The organism is Paraburkholderia tagetis, assembly GCF_022213065.1.
GTDB lineage: Bacteria > Pseudomonadota > Gammaproteobacteria > Burkholderiales > Burkholderiaceae > Paraburkholderia > Paraburkholderia tagetis.
Map to the genome: position 1 here is coordinate 62,100 of NZ_JAKLJA010000007.1, position 15,824 is coordinate 77,923.

Annotated in this window: 17 protein-coding genes; 14 read left to right on the plus strand and 3 right to left on the minus strand. The window is 67.0% G+C overall.

All coding sequences use genetic code 11. From position 1 onward, the window contains the following. Window positions 1–13: 13 nt before the first annotated feature. Window positions 14–595, plus strand: coding sequence for a hypothetical protein (locus L5014_RS11580; RefSeq protein WP_238463931.1), 582 nt, complete (start codon window positions 14–16; stop codon window positions 593–595). Window positions 596–633: 38 nt separating this feature from the next. Continuing rightward, window positions 634–1,761 (plus strand): patatin-like phospholipase family protein, encoded by a 1,128-nt coding sequence (locus L5014_RS11585; RefSeq protein ID WP_238463933.1) that lies wholly within the window; start codon window positions 634–636, stop codon window positions 1,759–1,761. Between the two features lie 90 nt (window positions 1,762–1,851). On the opposite strand, the gene L5014_RS11590 is transcribed toward L5014_RS11585, so the two are convergent. From L5014_RS11590 to L5014_RS11600, 3 genes are all read right to left on the minus strand, one after another. Beyond that, window positions 1,852–2,190, minus strand: a complete 339-nt coding sequence (locus tag L5014_RS11590; protein WP_238463763.1) for a type II toxin-antitoxin system PemK/MazF family toxin — start codon at window positions 2,188–2,190, stop codon at window positions 1,852–1,854. Between the two features lie 6 nt (window positions 2,191–2,196). Next, window positions 2,197–2,484, minus strand: coding sequence for an AbrB/MazE/SpoVT family DNA-binding domain-containing protein (locus L5014_RS11595; protein ID WP_238463764.1), 288 nt, complete (start codon window positions 2,482–2,484; stop codon window positions 2,197–2,199). Window positions 2,485–2,606: 122 nt separating this feature from the next. Then, complete coding sequence (locus L5014_RS11600; protein ID WP_238463765.1) at window positions 2,607–3,221, minus strand: histidine phosphatase family protein; 615 nt, start codon at window positions 3,219–3,221, stop codon at window positions 2,607–2,609. A 302-nt stretch (window positions 3,222–3,523) separates the two neighbouring features. Between L5014_RS11600 and L5014_RS11605 the strand changes: the two genes are divergently transcribed. The 12 genes from L5014_RS11605 (at window position 3,524) to astE (ending at window position 15,790) form a co-directional block, all read left to right on the plus strand. Further along, window positions 3,524–3,754 carry a CbtB domain-containing protein gene (locus tag L5014_RS11605; protein ID WP_238463766.1) on the plus strand — a complete coding sequence of 77 codons (231 nt, stop codon included), beginning with the start codon at window positions 3,524–3,526 and terminating at the stop codon, window positions 3,752–3,754. 12 nt (window positions 3,755–3,766) lie between these two features. Next, window positions 3,767–4,510, plus strand: a complete 744-nt coding sequence (locus L5014_RS11610) for a CbtA family protein (protein ID WP_238463767.1) — start codon at window positions 3,767–3,769, stop codon at window positions 4,508–4,510. 313 nt (window positions 4,511–4,823) lie between these two features. Further along, window positions 4,824–5,513 (plus strand): ABC transporter permease, encoded by a 690-nt coding sequence (locus L5014_RS11615; RefSeq protein WP_238463768.1) that lies wholly within the window; start codon window positions 4,824–4,826, stop codon window positions 5,511–5,513. Window positions 5,514–5,532: 19 nt separating this feature from the next. Then, the gene (locus tag L5014_RS11620) at window positions 5,533–6,246 is read left to right on the plus strand and encodes an ABC transporter permease (RefSeq protein WP_238463769.1); all 714 of its coding nucleotides are present in this window, start codon (window positions 5,533–5,535) and stop codon (window positions 6,244–6,246) included. A gap of 28 nt (window positions 6,247–6,274) precedes the next feature. After that, complete coding sequence (locus L5014_RS11625; RefSeq protein WP_238463770.1) at window positions 6,275–7,126, plus strand: ABC transporter ATP-binding protein; 852 nt, start codon at window positions 6,275–6,277, stop codon at window positions 7,124–7,126. Window positions 7,127–7,201: 75 nt separating this feature from the next. Continuing rightward, entirely contained in the window at window positions 7,202–8,182 is a 981-nt protein-coding gene (locus L5014_RS11630) for a GlxA family transcriptional regulator (RefSeq protein WP_238463935.1), read from the plus strand. Between the two features lie 207 nt (window positions 8,183–8,389). Beyond that, window positions 8,390–9,607 carry an aspartate aminotransferase family protein gene (locus L5014_RS11635; protein WP_238463771.1) on the plus strand — a complete coding sequence of 406 codons (1,218 nt, stop codon included), beginning with the start codon at window positions 8,390–8,392 and terminating at the stop codon, window positions 9,605–9,607. A gap of 34 nt (window positions 9,608–9,641) precedes the next feature. Then, entirely contained in the window at window positions 9,642–10,787 is a 1,146-nt protein-coding gene (aruF, locus tag L5014_RS11640; RefSeq protein ID WP_238463772.1) for an arginine/ornithine succinyltransferase subunit alpha, read from the plus strand. Then, window positions 10,784–11,821 (plus strand): arginine N-succinyltransferase, encoded by a 1,038-nt coding sequence (gene astA / locus L5014_RS11645; protein WP_238463773.1) that lies wholly within the window; start codon window positions 10,784–10,786, stop codon window positions 11,819–11,821. Before aruF ends, astA begins: the two co-directional genes overlap by 4 nt. Window positions 11,822–11,861: 40 nt before the next feature. Then, window positions 11,862–13,325, plus strand: coding sequence for a succinylglutamate-semialdehyde dehydrogenase (astD, locus tag L5014_RS11650; RefSeq protein WP_238463774.1), 1,464 nt, complete (start codon window positions 11,862–11,864; stop codon window positions 13,323–13,325). Window positions 13,326–13,335: 10 nt separating this feature from the next. Continuing rightward, window positions 13,336–14,712 carry an N-succinylarginine dihydrolase gene (astB, locus tag L5014_RS11655; RefSeq protein ID WP_238463775.1) on the plus strand — a complete coding sequence of 459 codons (1,377 nt, stop codon included), beginning with the start codon at window positions 13,336–13,338 and terminating at the stop codon, window positions 14,710–14,712. Continuing rightward, window positions 14,696–15,790 carry a succinylglutamate desuccinylase gene (gene astE / locus L5014_RS11660; protein ID WP_238463776.1) on the plus strand — a complete coding sequence of 365 codons (1,095 nt, stop codon included), beginning with the start codon at window positions 14,696–14,698 and terminating at the stop codon, window positions 15,788–15,790. Before astB ends, astE begins: the two co-directional genes overlap by 17 nt. The last annotated feature ends 34 nt before the right edge of the window (window positions 15,791–15,824 follow it).

Consider the following 15,824-nt stretch of genomic DNA (forward strand, 5'->3'; position numbering starts at 1 on the left):
GTCCCGCCACGACATGTCGCCCACTTTTTCATCCACACGTTCGCTCGCCGTGGCGTGCGCCGCCTTGGCGGCGCTCACGCTCCCGGGCTGCGACGACCGCCAGATCGACACCATGCTCGACGCCCTCCGGCAGACGTTCAAGACCTTCTTCGATTCGGTGAAGCCCGACGTGCTGCTGCTCAAGGGCATGACGCCCGGCGTCTCGACGCTCGAAGCGGTGCGCGAGCAGATGGGCAAGCCCGAGACCGAACGCGTGTTCGACGACGGCTCGCGGCGGCTCGAATATCCGCGCGGCCCGCAGGGGCTCAAGACCTACATGGTCGACATCGGCCCGGACGGGCGGCTCGTGGCGATCACCCAGGCGCTCACTGCGGAGAACTTCGCGAAGGTGCGCATCGGCGAGAGCCAGGACGACGTGCGTCGCCTGCTCGGCAAGCCCGGTCAGGTGGCCGCGTATCGGCTCAAGCAGGAGACCGTGTGGAGCTGGAAGTGGCTCGAAGGCGGCGTCACGCAGGAAGCGTACTTCAACGTGCACTTCGGGCCGGACGGACGGGTCTCGACGACCTCGCGCTCCGACGTGATCCGGGGGCGTTGACAGATGAAGAAAGTCAGTGGAAGTGGGAGGCACGCATGGTGATGCATCGTCGGCGGCCGCCGCGCGTGGGGCTCGTGCTGGGCGGCGGGGCTGCGCGCGGCTGGGCTCATATCGGCGCGATACGTGCGCTCGAGGAGGCGGGCATCAAGCCCGACGTGGTGTGCGGCACCTCCATCGGGGCGCTCGTGGGCGCCGTCTACGCGAACGGCGATCTGGACTGGCTCGAGGAATGGGTCGGCAAGCTCACCTGGCAGACGGTGGTGCGCCTGCTCGACTTGCGCTTTTCCGGCGGGCTGCTGGGTGGGCGCAAGGTGATCGACCTGTTTGCGAAGCAGTTCGACGGGCGCACGATCGACGAGCTGGCAATGCCGTTTACGGCGGTGGCCACCGAGCTCGACACGGGCCGCGAAGTCTGGCTGCGTGACGGCGGCGTGGTGGACGCGGTGCGCGCGTCCATCGCGATTCCCGGTCTTTTCACGCCGATCTGGCACGATGGCGTGTGGCTCGTGGACGGCGGGCTCAGCAACCCGGTGCCGGTCTCGGCGGCGCGTGCGATGCGTGCCGACATGGTGATCGCCATCGACCTCAATCACGACATTCTCAATGGCCGCGACCTGGGCGGCATGCTAGATACCTTGCCGCGCGAAACGCCGGTCGAGGGAGCGGGCGCCGGTGCGCCGGCGATGAGGGGCGCGGAGCCGGAATTGCCGCTCGATGCGCTGTCAGGCGCGCAGTCGGAGGCACGGTCGGACGCGCAGTCGGAGGCGCAGTCGGACGCGCCAGCCGGCTCGCTGCCCGATGCGCCCCCCGGTGCACACGTCGCGGAGCCCCCGTTGCTGCTGCGCCGCAACGGCAAGCCGTTTCCGAACTGGTTGCAGCCTTCGGGGCCAGACGTACTGGGCGGCGGCCCGGACGTGCGTGTCGCGCCGCCGCCCAGTGCGCGCGTGCCTTCGTTGTTGAATTCGATTGCCCAGAGCATCGACATCATGCAGGTGCGCATCACGCGTAGCCGGCTGGCGGGCGAGCCCGCCGACGTGCTGATCCAGCCGCGTCTGGGCGGCATGGGAATCTTCGACTTTCATCGCGCTGCGCCGGCGATCGCGGAAGGGCGCGCGGCCGTGCAGTACATGCTGCCCGCGATCAAGGCGCAGTTGGGGATGGAGTAGGCAGGCTGCCGCGCGCGCGGCGTCGATTGGGGGAGCCAGGTGCCTGAAGGTGCGTGAAGGTCGCCCGAAGGTGCCCGGAAGCCCCTCGCGTCAAAGATTCAGGATGCCGGCGATGGCGAATTTCGCCGCGCTCAGTTCTTCCTCCGTCGCGGCCTCTCCCCTGTGGCGCCAGACTCTCCCCGTCAAAGACAGCGTGGTGATCTGGTCGGCCATGGCGACGCAGGGCTTGCTCAGGCCGCTGATCGGGATTTCCGATTCCCAGCCGTGAATGGCGCTGGTGATGGGCAGCCCGATGAAACGGCTCGTAAGCTCGTTGAATTCGGCGTCTGTGACCACGAGGGCCGGGCGGAAGCCGTTCTGCTCGTTGCCCATGCTCGGGCCGACGTTCAGCCAGACAATATCGCCCGCGTCGGGTATTCCGTTCTTCATGTGCCTTCACCAACGGTCAAAACGCGTCGGGTCATCGGGTCCACCGAATTCGAAGCCCTGCGGTTCGCCGAAGTCGATGAGCGAGTGCTGCTCGAGCTTTCTCTCGTGCAACTGCCGCAAATATCGCTCGCGGGAAAAACGCCGTATGGCTGAATGAGCGCGGACTGTAAGCGCCCCGTCTTCGACTTCCACCTCGATCTCCTGTCCTTCCGTGAGCGCCAGCTTTGCAGCGGCGCTGGCCGGGATGCGTACCGCCAGGCTATTTCCCCAACGCTTGAGGGTCTGGATAGCCATTTTCCTTCTCCTTGAGTTATTCGCCAGTATGCCAAACGGCGTATCAACGTGTAGATACGTGCCAACCGTACTCGTCGAGCAGGCATGTGTCAACACGTTGATACGCGATCAGGCCTGTTGCATCATGGGCGCGCCGCAACCCAGCCCCAGCCTTGCTGAGAGCGTCGCAGCGCGGTCACTGAAAGCGGTGCGATCTCCACCTGACGGAACGACGCTGAAGGGGCGTTCAGCGCGTGCAAAATCGCCGCGCGGATCACTGGCGCGTGCGTGAATGCCACGATGGTTTTCTCCGCACAGGAAAGGGAGCCGAGCCACGAAGCCACCCGCCTGCGCACGTCGTCGAACGATTCACCGCCGCCGGGCGGTTTGAAGGCCGGATCACGCGTCCAGGCCGCGAGTGCTTCGGGGGCTTCGCGTGCGATGTCGGTGAGGCGCCGGCCGGCCCATGCGCCGTAGTGGGCGTCCGCAAGCGCATCGGTGTGCTCGGGCGCGAAGCCGGCCGCCCGCGCGCTCGCACGAGCGATAGCGGCGGGGCTCGCCAGCGCGAACGGCGCTTCTGCGTCAACGCCGGTGAGCCGGGCTTGCCAGTGCACGCGCCACGCGTCGATAGCGTCGATGGCGCGCGCATCGAGCGCTTCGTCTTCGTCATGATCCGCGCCCGGTGCGCGAGGAAACGTCCCCGCCCGCAATGCGGCATCGGCCGCATGACACACCAGCCAGACGGTCGTTTCCGGCATCGGCCCGTTCTCCTGCTGCTCGTTCATAGGCATTTAGCATGTGCCGCGCTCGCACCCTGGGCGCATCCGTGCCGCGCAAGGCTGGCTCGGCGCGTAGAATACAGCGTCCCCGACACGCGGAAGCCGGTGCAAGTCCGGCACGGTCGCGCCACTGTAACCGCTCGCTTTCGAAACGTCGAACGCCGACCTCTCGAAGCCACGGAAGCCAGACCCGCGTGTGAGGTATCGGGGCACAGCCGGAGCCATTCCGAAGCCATTCCATTGCACGACTAACGGGGCGCGTAACCCCAGGAGAAGTCATCATGTCCGAAGCCGCATTCCATCCGGCACACCCGTCATCTGTGCCGGCCATCACGCCCGCACCCATTCCTCTGCGCGAGATCCTGCCCTGGGCCATCTTTGGCGGTCTCATGCTGCTGCTGGCGCTGTATTTCGTCGGTGCCGAACAGGGCGCGACGTCGATCTTCCCGGGCATGCTCGTCCACGAATTCGTCCACGACGGCCGCCATCTGCTCGGCTTCCCGTGCCACTGACCGGGGGCTGACATGGTAGGCAAGCTGTTGATACGCGGTATGCTCGCAGGCATCGCCGCGGGACTGCTCACGTTCTCGTTCGCCAAGGTGGTGGGCGAGCCCCAGGTCGACCGGGCCATCGCGCTCGAAGAACACGCCGATGCCGCGAAGGACGAGGCGCCCGAGCCGGAAATCGTGAGCCGCGCGACCCAGGCGAGCTACGGGCTCTTCGCGGGCGTGATGGTCTATGGCGCGTCTGTCGGCGGGATCTTCGCGCTCGTGTTCGCGTATGCGCGCGGGCGCACCGGGCGTCTCTCGGCACGCGCGCTTTGCGCGTGGATCGCGCTCGCGGCGTTCGTGGCGCTCGTCATCGTGCCCAACATCAAATATCCGGCGAACCCGCCTTCGGTCGGCGACCACGAAACGATCGGCTATCGCACCGGGCTCTTCTTCCTGATGATCGCGATCTCGCTCGCCGTCACGGTGTTTTCGCTCAAGGTGCGCGGCGCGCTGGCCAGGAAATGGGGTGGCTGGAACGGCTCGATTGCGGCGCTCGTGTTGTTTGTCGTCGTGATTGGCGCGATCCAGGCCGCGCTGCCCGGCATCGACGAAGTGCCGGCCGCATTCCCGGCCGTGCTGCTGTGGAAGTTCCGCACCGCGGCGATTGGCATGCAGGCGATTCTCTGGACCGCGATCGGGCTCGTGTTTGGCGCGCTCGTGGAGCGTCTCGAGCTTTCGATGGCCCGCGAAGGCTCGCTTTCGGCGCACGGCGCCTGAATCTCCTGACGCTCCGCCGCCCGGCGCACGCCGGAAACAGGCGCCGTCGCTTCTATCGAAAAAGCGACCCGAAACTTGTGAAAACGCCCCGTCTGCCGGGGCGTTGTTTTTTCGGCTTTCAAAATCATCGCGCCTTTGACAGCACGGGCGAAAACACCGGCCAGCCGGGCAAAGCGCCGGGATGTTGCGTCGCAGCATAAGCGGCGCGCGCGTTTGAGCATTCCATTTTGCGCTGCGACTATCCGCGCACATCTTCAAAACGGCGCCCACGGCAAACGCCCGGGCATCGACAACAACTTTCACGGAGACGCGCGTGATGCTCTACGGCTTTGGCCCGGTGCTGCTCGCCGGTACGATCCAGACGATCGAACTTTCGTTGCTCTCGCTTGGCGTGGCCGTGCTGCTCGGTCTCGTGGGCGCGGCGGCGAAGCTTTCGTTCCACCGCCCGCTCGCGGCCTGCGCGACGGCCTACACCACGCTGATTCGCTCGGTCCCCGATCTCGTGCTGATGCTGCTGCTCTTCTACAGCATCCAGATCGGCGTGAACGAGGCCACCGACGCGCTCGGCATGGCGCAGATCGACATCGACCCGTTCGTGGCCGGCGTGCTCACGCTCGGCTTCATCTACGGCGCGTATTTCACCGAGACGTTCCGCGGCGCGTTCCTCTCCGTGCCGCGCGGCCAGCTCGAAGCGGGCTACGCCTACGGCATGAGCGGCGCGCGCGTGTTCGCACGCATCCTGTTTCCGCAGATGATGCGTTTCGCGCTGCCGGGCATCGGCAACAACTGGCAGGTGCTCGTGAAGGCGACGGCGCTGGTCTCGATCATCGGCTTGGCCGACGTCGTGAAGGCCGCCCAGGACGCGGGCCGCAGCACCTTCAACCTGTTCTTCTTCCTGGTGGTCGCGGCGCTCATCTACCTCGCCATCACCACCATTTCGAATTTCGCGCTGATCTGGCTCGAACGCCGCTACTCGGCGGGCGTGCGCCACGCGCAACTGTGAACCCTCAGAGAGCGAAGCGATGAACGAAATCCTCCATCAATTCGGCCAGGCGTTCCTCTACTGGGACGGCGAGCATGTTTCCGGCCTCGCCATGACGCTTTGGCTGCTTGTGATCTCCGTGGCGTTCGGCTTTTGCTGCGCGGTGCCGCTCGCGGTCGCGCGCGTGTCGAGCCGGCGCTGGCTCTCGCTGCCGGTGCGCTTCTATACCTACGTGTTTCGCGGCACGCCGCTCTACGTGCAGTTGCTGCTGATCTACACGGGCGTGTACAGTCTCGCCTTCATTCGCTCGGAGCCGCTGCTCGACGCGTTTTTTCGCAGCGGCCTGAACTGCGCGGTGCTCGCGTTCGCGCTCAATACCTGCGCCTATACGACCGAGATTTTCGCGGGCGCAATTCGCTCGACCTCGCACGGCGAAGTAGAAGCGGCGCGCGCCTACGGCATGAGCCCCTTCACGATGTACTGGCGCGTCGTGCTGCCTTCGGCGCTGCGCCGTGCGCTGCCGCTGTACAGTAACGAAGTCATCCTGATGCTGCACGCGACGACAGTGGCGTTCACGGCGACGGTGCCCGACATCCTCAAGGTCGCGCGCGACGCCAACTCGGCCACGTACCGCTCGTTCGAGTCGTTCGGGCTCGCGGCGCTGATCTACTGTGCGGTATCGTTCGTGCTGGTGGCCGCGTTCCGCCGCGCGGAGAAACGCTGGCTCGGCCACCTCGCCGTGCGTACGCGATAATTTTTGGGAGACCATCTTGGCTCAGACGATGCAAACGACCCCGCGTGCGACGCAAACCCAAACGCAAACCCCGGCGCAATCCGCGCAGTTTTCGCAATCCGCGCAATCCTCGAATAGCAAGCTGATTGCGCGCGACATCCACAAGCGCTACGGCGACAACGAAGTGCTCAAGGGCGTCTCGCTCGACGCGAAGAAGGGCGACGTGATCAGCATCATTGGCGCGAGCGGCTCGGGCAAGAGCACGTTCCTGCGCTGCATCAATTTCCTCGAGAAGCCGAACGCGGGCGAGATCGTGGTGGACGGCGAGTCCGTGCGCACCAAGGCGGGCCGCAACGGCGACCTCGACGTGGCCGATCATAAGCAGCTCCAGCGCATCCGCACCAAGCTCGCGATGGTGTTCCAGCACTTCAATCTCTGGTCGCACATGAATGTGCTCGAGAACGTGATCGAAGCGCCCATTCACGTGCTGGGCGTGTCGCGCAAGGAAGCCGAGGAGCGTGCGCGCGGGTATCTGGAGAAGGTGGGCCTCGCGCCGCGTGTGGAAAAGCAATATCCCTCGCATCTCTCGGGCGGCCAGCAGCAGCGCGTGGCGATTGCGCGCGCGCTCGCGATGAACCCCGACGTCATGCTGTTCGATGAGCCCACCTCCGCGCTCGACCCCGAACTCGTGGGCGAAGTGCTCAAGGTGATGCAGAAGCTCGCTGAGGAAGGCCGCACGATGATCGTCGTCACGCACGAAATGGGTTTCGCGCGCAACGTCTCCAATCATGTGATGTTTCTGCACCAGGGCCGCACGGAAGAAGAGGGCGCGCCCGCCGACGTGCTCGGCAATCCGGAGAGCGAGCGGCTGCGCCAGTTCCTCTCGGGCAGCCTCAAGTAAGCGGGGCGCCAGAACGTGTCAAACGCGGTGTCCCGCACGACCCAGGTCGCGATCGTTGCCTTGCCGCCTGTCTCGATGTCGGGCGTGGGCCCGATCGTCGACGCCCTGAATCTCGCCAACGAGATCGACGGGCGCGCGCTCTACCGCTGGCAGATGTGTTCGTGGAACGGCCGGCCCGTGCCGCTCGCGGGCGGCGCGCAATGGCCCGCCGACTGCGCGTTCGGCGACGGGCTTTCGTGCGACTGGCTCATCGTCGTGACCGAGCGCTTTCAGCAGTTCGCCGATTACCGGCTCTTTCTCGCGAGCCTCGCACGCGTGGGGCAACGCACGCCGCTCGTGACCGGCATCCACCACGGCATCTGGTGGCTCGCGATGGCGGGGCAGTTGCAGAACTATCGCGTCGCGGTGAACTGGGAAACCTATCAGCAGTTCTCCGAACAATTCGAGCGCACCATCGTCACGCAGCACATCTACGAAATCGACCGCGACCGCGCGACCTGCTCGGGCGGGCAGGCCACGCTCGATTTCATGCTTGCGATGATCGGCCGCGAGCATGGCCCCGAACTCGTGGACCGTATCGCCGATGCGATGGGTGCGAGCACGCTGCGCAGCGGCGACGAGCGTCAGCGCATTCCGTTCGTGACCGCGCCCGGCGAGCGCCATCCGCGCCTGAACGATGCGCTCATGCTGATGGAAGCGAATATCGAGGACCCGCTCACGACCGACGAGATCGCCGGCCACGTGGGCGTTTCGCGCCGTCAATTGGAGCGCCTGTTCAGGCAGTACCTCAATGCGATGCCGTCGAAGTACTACCTGGGCCTGCGCCTTGCTAAAGCGCGCTCGCAGTTGCAGCGCACCAGCAAGTCGGTGGTGCAGATCAGCCTCGCGTGCGGGTTTTCGTCGGCGGCGCATTTTTCCAACGCGTATCGCGAGCGCTTCGGCGTGACGCCGCGCGAGGATCGCCGTAACTGGATCGAGCGCCAGCACGGCGGCGCGGCCGGTGCGATGTCCGAGCCGCGCGCCGGCGCGCTCGTGGAGCCGCCGGAGCGCGACTGAGCGTCCCCGATCGCCGCCGATCGCCCACGATCGCCGCCAACCGCACCCGCATTCAGGCTCCGACGAAAAAACACGTCGCGGTTACGCAAGACGATTGCGGCGCGGTTGCCTACACTGTTTCTGCTAATGCCGCAAAGGGCGCTGCGCCGCAACAAACGCACGCAGCCCCCAAGCCAGAACTCCAATTTGAGCCCAAGAGGATTCGCCATGAACGACCAGACCGTGAGCCGCAAAACCTTCGACGAAGTGATGGTGCCGTGCTTTTCGCCCGCGCCGTTCGTCCCCGACCGCGGCGAGGGCTCGCGTGTCTGGGACACCGAAGGCCGCGACTATATCGACTTCGCGTGCGGCATCGCCGTGACCTCGCTCGGCCACGCCAACCCCGAACTGCTGCGCGTGCTGCACCAGCAGGGCGGCAAGCTCTGGCACATCGGCAACGGCTACACCAACGAGCCCGTGCTGCGCCTCGCGCGCAAGCTCGAAGCACTCACGTTCGCCGATCGCGCGTTCTTCGCGAACTCGGGCGCCGAGGCCAACGAGGCCGCGCTCAAGCTCGCGCGCCGCGTGGCGTTCGACCGTCATGGCGAGCAGAAGGCCGAGATCGTTTCGTTCACGCAGTCGTTTCATGGCCGCACTTTCTTCACGGTGAGCGTGGGCGGCCAGCCCAAGTACTCGGAAGGCTTCGGCCCCGTGCCCGCGGGCATCGTGCATCTGCCGTACAACGACATCGAAGCCGCGAAGCGCGCGATCGGTGCGCAGACCTGCGCCGTGATCGTCGAGCCGGTGCAGGGCGAGGGCGGCGTGATTCCCGCCGATCCGGCCTTCCTGAAAGCGCTGCGCGAAGCTTGCGACGCGCACAACGCGCTGCTGATTTTCGACGAAGTGCAAACGGGCGTGGGCCGCACCGGCACCTTCTACGCGTATCAGGACACGGGCGTGACGCCGGACATCCTGACCACGGCCAAGGCGCTCGGCAACGGCTTCCCGATTGGCGCGATGCTCACGACCGAGGCCATCGCCGCGCACTTCAAGGTGGGCGTGCACGGCACGACTTACGGCGGCAATCCGCTTGGCGCCGCAATCGCGGACAAGGTGGTCGAGCTCGTGAGCGACCCGGCGCTGCTCGCCGGCGTGCGCGCGCGCGGCGAGGCGATCCGCGCGAAGCTCGCGCATTTGAACGAACGCTTCGACGTATTCAAGGAAGTGCGCGGCAAGGGTCTCCTGATCGGCGCCGAACTCAGCGCACGCTTCGCGGGCCGCGCGAAGGACTTCAACGGGGCCGCTGCGAACCGCGGCGTGATGATGCTGATCGCGGGCCCCGACGTGCTGCGTTTCGCGCCGTCGCTCATCATCCCCGAAGCGGACCTGAACGAGGGCTTCGCGCGCCTCGAAAAGGCCTTCGAAGATGTGATCGGCGCACGCTAAAACCCGGCGCGCCTCATACGACACAGGACCGACGATGCTATTCGTTCGCCCCGCAAGGCTCTCCGATCTCGATGCGATCGCCCATATGGCCCGCACCGCGCAGCCCGTACTGCATTCGCTGCCGCACGACCGCGCGGCGCTGGAGGCGCGCATCGCGCTTTCGGAGGATTCGTTTCGCGCCCAGGTGGATTTCCCCGGCGAGGAGTTCTATCTTTTCGTGCTCGAAGACTCGGCGACGGGCAAGCTCGTCGGCACCTCGAGCATCGTCGCGGCGGCGGGCTATTCGGAGCCGTTCTACGCATTCCGCAACGACGCGCTGATTCACGCCTCGCGCGAGCTGCATGTGAACCGCAAGATTCACGCGCTCACCATGTCTCACGAGCTCACGGGCAAGAGCCGGCTCGCGGGCTTCTATATCGATCCGTCGCTGCGCGGCGATGCGGCCGCGCATCTGATGTCGCGCGCCCGCATGATGTACATCGCGATGAACCGGCGCCGCTTCACGCCCGAGGTGTTCTCGCTGCTGCTCGGCGTGACCGACGACGCAGGCGTCTCGCCGTTCTGGGAGGCGGTGGGACGCAAGTTCTTCGGCCGCGATTTCAAGGACATCGAAATGGTTTCGGGCGGCCGCAGCCGCACCTTCATCGCCGAGGTGATGCCCGCGTATCCGCTTTATGTGCCGCTATTGCCCGAAGCCGCGCAGCGCGTGCTGGGCGAGCCCGACACGAGCGCCTTGCTCGCCTATGAGATCCATCTGGAAGAGGGCTTCGAGACGGACCGCTACGTCGATATCTTCGACGCGGGCCCGGTGATGACCGCGCAGATGGACCGCACGTCCTCGGTCGAGGGCAATCAGATGCGCACGGTGCGCGAGAGCGCTGGCGCGGCCCCGGGCGCGAAGTATCTCGTCGCGAGCCAGCATGGCGGCGAGTTCCGCTGCGCGCTGGCGACGCTGCCTGAAAGTGCACAAGCGGTTGCGCAAGCGGCGACGGGAGCAGCCGCCCGCCACGGCGTGCCGGCCGCCGCGCCGCTCGACGCGGCCACGCGGGCGGCGCTCAACGTGCAGGATGGCGAGCCGGTGCGCTGCGCGCCGCTGTATCGCCAGAGCGAGGACGGTCCGCAAAACGAGGACGAGTCGGTGGGAAAAGCGATGGGACAGTCGAAGGGAGAAGCGCAATGATCGTAGTACGCGTCGTGCAGACGGGCGATGTGGACGCGCTCGTCGCGCTCGCCCAGGAAACCGGCCCTGGTCTCACGACCTTCAAGCCCGACCGCGATGCGCTCGCGGCGCGCATCGAGCGCACGCGCCGCACGCTGGCGGACGAGGCGGAGCAGAGCGAAGCGGGTTACTTCTTCGTGATGGAAGACACCGCGACCGGCGACGTGGCCGGCGTGTGCGGCATCGAAACGGCGGTGGGCCTGCAGCAGCCGTTCTACAACTATCGCGTGAGCACGGTCGTGCACGCGAGTCAGGACCTCGGCATCTGGACGCGCATGCGCGCGCTGAACATCTCGCACGACCTCACGGGCTACGCCGAGGTGTGCTCGCTGTTCCTCTCGCCGCGCTATCGCACGGGCGGCATGGGCGGCCTGCTGTCGCGTTCGCGCTTCATGTTCATCGCGCAGTTCCGCGAGCGCTTTCCGGAGCGCCTCTGTGCCGAATTGCGCGGGCACTTCGATGCGGAAGGCACCTCGCCGTTCTGGCGTGCAGTCGGTTCGCACTTCTATCAAATCGACTTCAACGCGGCTGATTACCTGAGTTCGCACGGCCGCAAGGCGTTTCTCGCTGAGTTGATGCCGCGTTTCCCGGTGTATGTCGAGTTGCTGCCCGAGGAAGCGCAGGCCTGCGTGGGCCTCACGCACGCGGACACGGTGCCGGCACGCCGCATGCTCGAAGCCGAAGGGCTGCGCTACGAGAATCACGTCGATATCTTCGACGCGGGCCCCGTGCTCGAATGCCATACCGCCGACTTGCGAACGGTGCGCGAGAGCGTGGTGGTGCCGGTTCGCATTGGTGCGGCGCAGGCAGCCGACGAGGGCGTGCGCTCGCTCGTATCGAACACGTCGCTGACCGACTTCCGCGTGGGCTTCGCCCCGGGCGTCGTGCAGGACGGCGCGTTCACGCTGAGCGCGCAGGAAGCCGCGGCGCTGAACGTCGCAGAGGGCGAGCCGGTGCGCGTGCTGGGCGCGACGCACAAGCCGCGGCAAGGTTAAGGGCGGGGCCTGCAAGCCACGCTAAAAAACAGGGATCACCATGAACGAGCTTTTCATCGATGGGCAATGGTGCGCGGCTAGCGGCCCCGCATTCGCTTCGCGCAATCCGGGCACGGGCGAGACCGTGTGGAGCGGCAACGCCGCGAGCGCCGAGGACGTGGACCGTGCCGTGAGCGCCGCGCGCCGCGCATTCGTCGCGTGGTCGCAGACGCCGTTCGAGACGCGCTGCGAGATCGTCAAGCGCTTCGCGGCGCTTGTCACCGAACGCAAGGAGCAACTCGCGCAGGCAATCGGCCGCGAGACCGGCAAGCCGCTCTGGGAAGCGCGCACCGAGGCCGCAGCGATGGCCGCGAAGGTTGCCATCTCGATCACGGCCTACGGCGAGCGCACCGGAGAAAAGCGCAGCGAAATGGCCGACGGCGTGGCCGTGCTGCGCCATCGCCCGCACGGCGTGGTGGCCGTGTTCGGACCGTATAACTTCCCGGGCCATTTGCCCAATGGGCACATCGTGCCGGCGCTGATCGCGGGCAACGCGGTCGTGTTCAAGCCTTCGGAGCTTGCGCCGGACGTTGCGCGCGCAACGGTCGAGATCTGGCGCGAGGCGGGCTTGCCCGCGGGCGTGATCAATCTCGTGCAAGGCGAGCGCGACACCGGCATTGCGCTCGCGAATCATCGCCAGATCGACGGACTCTTCTTCACGGGCAGTTCGGACACGGGCACGCTGCTGCATCGCCAGTTCGGCGGGCGTCCCGAAATCGTGCTCGCGCTGGAGATGGGCGGCAACAATCCGCTCGTCGTCGCGCCCGTGGAAGACCTCGACGCCGCCGTGCATCACGCGATCCAGTCGGCGTTTCTCTCGGCGGGGCAGCGCTGCACTTGCGCGCGCCGTATTCTCGTGCCGGCCGGCGCGTTCGGCGACCGCTTCATCGAACGCTTTGTCGAAGTGTCCTCGCGCATCGCGGTGGGCGAATACAACGCCGAACCGCAGCCGTTCATGGGCGCCGTGATCTCGGCGCGCGCGGCGGCGAAGCTGATCGACGCGCAGGCTCAATTGCTCGAACGCGGCGCGAAGGCGCTGTTGCGCATGGAGCAGCGCGACCCCGCGCTCGGCCTCGTCACGCCGGGCATTCTCGACGTGACGAACGTGGCCGACTTGCCCGACGAAGAGCACTTCGGTCCGCTCGCGCAAATCATCCGCTACGCCGGTTTCGACGACGCCATCGCGCAGGCCAACAACACGGCCTACGGTCTCTCGGCGGGCCTGCTCGCCGACGACTCCGCGCTCTGGCAGCGCTTCTCGCGCGAGATTCGCGCGGGCATCGTGAACTGGAACCGCCCGACCAACGGCGCGTCGAGCGGCGCGCCCTTCGGCGGCCCGGGCCGCTCGGGCAACCACCGTCCGAGCGCGTTCTACGCTGCCGACTACTGCGCCTGGCCGATGGCTTCGGTCGAGAGCGCACAACTGACCATGCCCGCGAGCGTCTCGCCGGGCCTTCAATTCTGAGGATCGGACGATGACCCATATCGCAAAGGCGCCCGCCACGGCACTGGCGGGGACCCTGGAGGCCAACTTCGACGGCCTCGTCGGCCCCACCCATAACTACGCCGGACTCTCGTTCGGCAACGTCGCTTCGCAGAACAACGAGAAGTCGGTCGCCAACCCGCGCGCCGCCGCGCAGCAGGGCTTGCGCAAGATGAAGCGCCTCGCCGACCTCGGCTTCGCGCAGGGCGTGCTGCCGCCGCAGGAGCGACCCTCGATGCGGCTCTTGCGCGAGCTGGGCTTCACGGGCAAGGACGCTGACGCTATCGCGCGCGCCGCGAAGGACGCGCCCGAACTGCTCGCGGCAGCCAGCTCGGCCTCGGCGATGTGGACCGCGAACGCGGCCACCGTGAGCCCCTCGGCGGACACGCCCGAGCGCCGCGTGCACTTCACGCCCGCGAACCTGTGCAGCAAGCTGCATCGCGCGATCGAGCACGAGTCCACGCGCCGCACGCTCGGTGCGATCTTCGCGGACCCGTCGCACTTCGTGGTGCACGACGCGCTGCCGGGCACGCCTGCGCTCGGCGACGAGGGCGCGGCGAACCACACGCGTTTTTGCGCGCAATATGGCGAGCGCGGCGTGGAGTTTTTCGTCTACGGCCGCAGCGAGTACCGTCGCGGACCGGAGCCCAAGCGCTTCCCCGCACGCCAGACTTTCGAGGCGAGCCGCGCGATCGCGCAGCGCCACGGTCTCACCGACGAAACGACCGTGTTCGCGCAGCAGACTCCCGAAGTGATCGACGCCGGTGTGTTCCATAACGACGTGATCGCCGTGGGCAACCGTAGCACGCTGTTCTGCCACGAGCGTGCGTTCGTCGACCAGAAGCACGTCTACGACGAACTACGCAGGAAGCTCGGGGCGCACGGCGCGCCGTTCGACGTGATCGAAGTGCCCGACGCGCAGGTGAGCGTGGCCGATGCGGTCTCGTCGTATCTCTTCAACAGCCAGTTGCTGAGCCGCGCGGACGGCAAGCAGATTCTCGTCGTGCCGCAGGAATGCCGCGAGAATCCGCGCGTGGCGGTCTATCTCGACGAACTGGCCGCGAAGAGCGGCCCCATCGACGAGGTGCTCGTGTTCGACCTGCGCGAGAGCATGAAGAACGGCGGCGGCCCCGCGTGCCTGCGCCTGCGCGTGGTGCTGAGCGAGGCCGAGCGCGCGGCGGTGGCGCCGGGCGTGTGGATGAACGACGCGCTGTTCGGACGCCTCGACGCATGGATCGAAAAGCACTATCGCGACCGCCTCGCGCCCCAGGATCTTGCCGATCCGGCGCTGCTGGTGGAGTCGCGCACGGCGCTCGACGAGCTCACGCAGATTCTCAGCTTGGGGTCGCTCTATGACTTCCAGCGCTGAGCCGGTCCGCTCGCAACATCCGGCGGGGGCGGCCACGCCCGATTGCCTCGCCGATTTCCTGGCCTCGACACTGGCAGGCGCGCGGCCCGCGAGCGCCGCGCAAGCGGCGGGCACCTGCGCTTACGGCGCGGTGCGCTGGCAATGGCTCGACGAAGGCGTGCTGCAATTCGAGCCCGTGCATACGGGCAGCGCACGCGGCGAGACGCTCAAGAGCGTGCTGCTCTCCGCAGGCGTGCATGGCGACGAGACCGCGCCCATCGAACTGCTTTCGCAGATGGTGGCCGATCTGGCGGCGGGGCACCTCGCGCTCGCCTGCCGTTTGCTGGTCGTGCTCGGCAACGTGGCCGCGATGCGCGCCGCCACGCGCTACGAAGACGACGACCTCAACCGCCTGTTCGGCGGCCGTCACGCGCGCGTGCCGCAAAGCCGCGAGGCGCCGCGCGCCGTCGCGCTGGAAACGGCGGCGCAGCGCTTCTTTGCCGATGCGCCCGCCGAGCCCGGCGTGCGCTGGCACCTCGACATGCACACGGCGATTCGCGCCTCGGCGTTCGAGCAGTTCGCGCTGCTGCCTTATACCGGCGACGCGCCCACGCGCGCGATGTTCGACTGGCTCGCCGACGCGAGCATCGCGGCCGTCCTGATCCATACGGAGAAGGGCGCGACGTATTCGTCGTTTACCGCCGATGCGTGCGGCGCCAGCGCGTGCACGCTCGAACTCGGCAAGGTGCGGCCGTTCGGGCAGAACGATCTTGCGCGTTTTGCGCAGGCCGACGCGGCGGCGCGCAGGCTCGTTTCGGGCGCGCAGGCGACGCACGATGCGCCAATGCCGCGCGTCTTCACGGTGATCGGCCAGATCACGAAGCAGAGCGACGCGTTCGCGCTGCACGTCGCCGCCGACGTGGCGAACTTCACGCCATTCGCGCGCGGCACGGTGCTGGCGGAGGACGGCGCGTATCGCTACGTCGTCGCGCACGACGAGGAGCGCATCGTGTTTCCGAATCCCACCGTGAAGCCTGGCTTGCGCGCGGGCCTGCTCGTCGTCGATACCACCGCCGAAACGCTGGCTTCGCTTGCCTGAGCGTGAGCCGTGCTGCGCCGAATCGTGCTGAATC